Annotated in this window: 4 protein-coding genes; 3 read left to right on the forward strand and 1 reads right to left on the reverse strand. The window is 55.3% G+C overall.

The window, feature by feature from the left end; all coding sequences use genetic code 11:
* The first annotated feature begins 159 nt into the window (after positions 1-159).
* Positions 160-1,182: a glycosyltransferase gene (locus EOA85_RS26485; RefSeq protein ID WP_164759889.1), complete on the forward strand. Its 1,023-nt coding sequence runs from the start codon at positions 160-162 to the stop codon at positions 1,180-1,182.
* Between the two features lie 321 nt (positions 1,183-1,503).
* Here the strand turns inward: EOA85_RS26485 and EOA85_RS26490 are convergent, their stop codons facing one another.
* Positions 1,504-2,871 (reverse strand): exopolysaccharide biosynthesis polyprenyl glycosylphosphotransferase, encoded by a 1,368-nt coding sequence (locus EOA85_RS26490; protein ID WP_164759890.1) that lies wholly within the window; start codon positions 2,869-2,871, stop codon positions 1,504-1,506.
* Between the two features lie 377 nt (positions 2,872-3,248).
* On the opposite strand from EOA85_RS26490, the gene EOA85_RS26495 reads away from it, so the two are divergent.
* Positions 3,249-3,971, forward strand: a complete 723-nt coding sequence (locus tag EOA85_RS26495) for a Crp/Fnr family transcriptional regulator (RefSeq protein WP_127211739.1) — start codon at positions 3,249-3,251, stop codon at positions 3,969-3,971.
* Between the two features lie 692 nt (positions 3,972-4,663).
* A complete protein-coding gene (locus EOA85_RS26505; protein WP_127211740.1) occupies positions 4,664-4,954 on the forward strand; it encodes a hypothetical protein in 291 nt (96 codons plus the stop codon).
* The last annotated feature ends 378 nt before the right edge of the window (positions 4,955-5,332 follow it).

Here is a 5,332-nt window from a genome sequence, read left to right on the forward strand (position 1 = left end):
GCCGCGACGCGTGAAAGATAGGCTTTGTGGATGCGGCTTCTCTATATACATTCTGCGCACGTCCCGGCGCCGGCCGCCAATGCGGTACAAGTCGCAAAGATGTGCCATGCATTTCGGGTAGCCGGAGCGGAGGTCCTACTAGCGCTTCCACGCGCCTCCATGAATACACGGGACCATTATGAGAAGATCGCGCGCGAATACGGATTCGATACCGAGTTCCCATTCCGCGTTCTCCCTGTACCCTTTTGGCCTGTGCCCGGCCGGGAGCTTTTTTTTGCTGTGTTGGCGCTGCTTGCTGCGGTCTGGCTGCGGCCGCATGTAGTCTTTACACGCTCGGCTACTGTAGCGTTTGTTTCTGCCGGACTTTTCGGATTCACGACGGTTTTTGAGCTTCACGACCCGATTGGCAGTTTGAGCAGACGTCAGCGTCAGCGCCTTGCCAAACTGATAGGGCTAGAGGCATTCCGTATGCTGGTCGTCACGTCGCAACGTCTGCGGGACGACAGCATCCGCCTCTTTCCTCAATATGCGGGAAAATTTCTCATCGCGCCCAATGGCGCGGATCCTGTTCCGCCGAATGTCGAGTCATGCAGCCTCAGCGGCACGTTCAAGGTTGGTTATGTCGGACATCTGTATAAGGGAAAAGGCATGGAGATAATAAGCGCTATTGCGCCTCGATGCGGCTGGGCGACATTTCACATCGTCGGGGGAACACCAGGCGATATAGAGTATTGGACATCGAAGCTGGCCAAATGCCCGAACATAGTGTTTCACGGCTACGTTCCTCACGCCGCGACATGTGCCTACTTGGCCGAAATGGACGTTGTACTCGCGCCTTATCTTAGAGATGTAGAGGGCCAGGGCGGCGGTCGAAATATCGCTGAGGGAATGTCGCCGCTCAAGCTCTTCGAATATATGGCGCATGGCAAACCCATAGTTTCCTCCGACCTGTCAGTTATACGAGAAGTTTTGAGGGATAGCGTCAACAGCGTTCTGGTGTCGCCAGACAACCCGTCCGACTGGGTCAAAGCTCTTAAGCGCCTGCGCGAAAACAAGGCGCTTCGGGATCAGATCGGTCAGCAGGCGAAGACAGACTTTCTGGCCAGGTACAGCCGCATCGCACGCGCAACCAACATTCTAGAGGAAATCAAGAGCCGGATGCCGTCGAGCGGAAGCTCATAGGACTGCACAATTGTTCTTGTTGAAGGCGGCTGCGCCGCCAGCAAGCCTGCTTTCCGTTCGCCGCAATGAGCCCGTGGTCCGTCCTGAACCCTTGAATGGCAAGATCCGACTGCTCCGACCATCTCCCCGCGTCGCGTTGATTTTCGCATTGAGCTATGTGCCACTGTCCGGCCACTGAACCGGCGCGAACCCGATTGTGAGGCTCGATGTACTCGCTGGCGGTGGGATCGCCCGAAGCATTAGAATCAAAATTATCCGTTCAATCGGTCGGAGGATGGACTTAATGTATCCATCTAGCTTCCTGAGAAGCTGCTATATACATCAATAGACATTACGATCCGAAAAGATCAGTAGAGCAGTTTTCCAAATTATCTTAATATCGAGAAGCATGCTCCAGGATTTTATATACCAGAGGTCGTGTTCAACGCGTTTTTCCATCCTCCAGAGTTCCTTCGTTTCCCCTCGAAAGCCATTGATCTGAGCCCAGCCTGTCAAACCGGGCTTTACATGATGACGGTAAGCATAACTCGCAATGGCCAAAGTATAGGTGTCGTCGTGAGCGACGGCGTGAGGCCGTGGCCCCACCAGGGACATCTCCCCCCGAAGCACGTTGAATAACTGCGGCAGCTCGTCGATGTTTGACCGGCGCAATATTCGGCCAAGTCGGGTAACCCGCGCATCATTACGCTGCGCCTGGCGAATTTGTGCACCGTTCTCCTGCACCGTCATCGATCGGAATTTATAAATATTGAACGGCTTACCACCAAAACCTCGTCGCATCTGCCGGAACAGCACAGGGCGACCGTTCTCGAGCGCTATGGCACATGCGACCAAGGCCATCAACGGACACAGGAACAGCAGGAGCAGGGATGCAACAGCAATATCGAACAACCGCTTGAGCAGGCGTTCGGCAGGCCTCAACGGCATACGCTGGACTTCGAAGGCACGCTGCCAGCCGGTGTGCAGCGGGCATCCAGCCAGAATTCTATCTATGTAGGCGTCGGCGAAAAGATAAATCGGCAGCGGGAGGCGGGACATTTCCTCCAGGATGCGTTCGATCAACTTCCGCTGGTCCCAAGAGCAAAAGAGATAAACTGCCCCATACGAGCCATTACGGAACGCAGCCTGTGCAGCTGCGACGGCGGCATGCACCGACCGTGCCGCGATCGTGCCATCATCGTTCTCAATGTTCGAAACACCACAAACCGCGATGCCCTGTTGCCCAAGCTTGTTGATTATCCCCTGTTCCTTTCCAGGAACGCCAGAGTAAAACAGATAAACTGTGCGCAACACGAGTTTCTCAGCCGCCAGAAGCCGTTTCAGTCCACGCGCTAGAACCACGTGGCCAGGCAGCAGGGTTGGGAATCCGACCGCAAACGCCAGCGTCAAGGAGCCGCGCGAGAACGTCGACGTCGTCTTCGTGAGAAAGGCGAGCCAGAGAATTGAAAAGAAAACAAACAGCCAGCCGCTGATAAGTGTTTTAATCCTGCAGTGATTGTCCAGGATGCCACTAACCGTGTAGGCGCCCCTGGCGGTCATGAATGCGACCAGCAACAGACCGGCGGTAACACTTAGGCAGATCGAATCCCAGATATCTGGCGACGTCAAGCCGAAGGCCCTATGGTAGAGCTCAATTGACGCAAGAAGTATTGTCTGTCCAAGGAGGAAATCAGCAGTTGCGAGAAACACGCAAACTGCTCCCACAGGAAGCCGTAGCGGCTCTACCCTTCGATTCCAGAGCGCACGCGACGCCTCGGTTGGTGCATGCCGCATAGAGACGAACCCCCCGAATCCTGTTGCATCCCTTCTCCTTACTGGCTCATGGCACACGCCATCCCATAAGGAGGGGGTTATCCAGTCGGTTAGATTTGATTTAAATGTCTCAGAGACATGCCGCTGTTACCCCGGGCACAGATGAGTCGCTATTTTATCGTATCCTAATGTGTTAATATTTTCTACCTTAACGCGTCTGCGCGAGAACGGACCGGAAATCGGACTCGTTGAAGAGGTGGTCAAGGCAACGCTTTAGGGGACCGGGGCGCTTACCCTATCAGGGAGAGAGAGCCATGGCAGAAAATGGCGCTGAGGTTCGGGTCAAACATCTGAACAAAATACGCTTATTTCGGCAATTTGGGCAAGATACTCTTAGTGAAATGGCGAAAGCAGCCATCCTAAGGAGGGTTCCAAAGAATAAAGTCTTAACTCGCCTTGGGGACATACCGCGTTATATTTACTACGTAATTCACGGAAAAGTTCGTCTTAGTGTACCCCTCTCAGACGGCCGAGAGTTCATCTTTTCCGATCTTGGTCCCGGTGACACTTTCGACTTGACTAGATTGTTCATCGCGCGACACAGTAACATGAACGCTGCGTCAGTCGTGGACAGCGACTTGCTCCAAATCGAAGCAGCTTTCATGGCTAGTGTCTTCGACAAGCACCCAGATCTCGCACTGAAGGTGATCCCGTACTTATGCCAAGCAACGCACGACGCGCAAGAGCGAGTGATCCACAGTGCGTCCAGTGCACTATCCATTCGATTGGCGAGCACGCTCTTGCGATTGACTGAGACCCCGCACAGCACGGCTGCCGTGAATGGAGCTATGAGCATCCACATTTCGCAGACCGACCTCGCGGCAATGATCCCGGCGTCTCGCGCGAAAGTGAATCGTTGCCTGAGAGAATGGGAACGGCGGGATCTGACCCAATACGACCACGGCTCGCTGACAATTCTCAATCGCACCGCATTAGAGTCTGTTGCTCTTGGCTACTCGCGTTTGACCGTTCAATGATGCCTTTCCTGTGTGCTCGGGCATCTCCACGCCATTCTCCGGGAAGTTAATGAACCGGAAGGGGTGCCGGTCGTGCTCGGATCGCTCGGTAAAGTCCTTACGTCGGCGTCGTCTGTCGCCGCACCGGACATGTGCGCCTTCGTAGGTAACGAGACACCGCTCACTGCCGTGCGACGGCGGTTCGGGAGGTTCCTCGCTCACCTGCACAATCGGAGTTCCTAAATATCCAGCTAAAGTCCGGAGGCCGCTACTTTATCGCTTTCTATCTGTGGTGAATGGCCAAGCTCTGGGAATTCTAAGAGCGTCGCGCTCGGAATGGCCGCGGCTGCGGCGCGTCCGAGTTTTGGATAGTTGCCGAGCGTCTTCGCGACCTCGACGCTGGCGCGATTGCCGCACGGGGCTGTACGGTCCTTGCCCCCCGATGATCAGCGTTGTCGGCACGGAGACATTGCCAAACTCGTGGATCACAGGTTGGGTGAAGATCATGTCCGAGGTTTGAGCCTGGTTCCACGCTACCATCTCCTCATCACCATGTCGGTACAGAGATAACGATCAGTTGATCGTTGGGAGTCTTGATTGTGAGCCAATGGCACGCAGAGAGCACCGCCATTTTTGCCGTGCGCGATGCGACTTTGCTGTTGGGGAATCCGGGATTATTATCGGCCGCCCATGTATATCACGTCGGTGGAAAAATGGATTTGCAAGCCTTCAGAGATTCGATTGCGAAATCACAGCCGCCCGCTGGCTTGAACGCTGCCCTGCAAGCGCTGTGGTGGGATGCAAAGGGCGATTGGGATAAGGCGCACGAGCGCGCGCAGGTGCGCGACGATACGGCGGGTATGCGCGTGCATGCCTACCTCCATCGCAAGGAAGGCGATCAATCGAATGCGGAATATTGGTATCGTCGCTGCGACGCCGCGCCGTCGACCTTGACGCTTGATGAGGAATGGCAAGAGTTAGCGCGTGCACTTTTTGGGGCATAGCTGACGCCTTCAGCACGCCAAGTCTGGTTCTGGGGGCCTTCACTCGAACGCACCGATGACCTTTGATATAGTACCGCGGTCACGGTCGAACGGCCTGCTCCAGTCCGCCGCTCGCCGAAACAGGCGGGCGGCATCCCTCTGCCACAAGTCGGACATCTTGCCCCTGGCGCTGGTCCAAGATCGCAACGGAAGTTCAATTTCATTCCCTGTGCAGCCCGTCATAATAGGGGCGGCGGCGGCAGTACCAGCATGTCTCGAGGAGGAGATGAAAATGCGGCTCACCAGGTGTTTCAATTTTGCGGGTAAGGTTTCATCGGCGCTTTCTCCCGCAGCAGGGAGGAAACGGCGTCTGCGTCAGACTATCCTGATATGTTCAGC

It is taken from the genome of Mesorhizobium sp. M5C.F.Ca.IN.020.29.1.1, assembly GCF_003997375.1.
Taxonomy (GTDB): domain Bacteria; phylum Pseudomonadota; class Alphaproteobacteria; order Rhizobiales; family Rhizobiaceae; genus Mesorhizobium; species Mesorhizobium wenxiniae.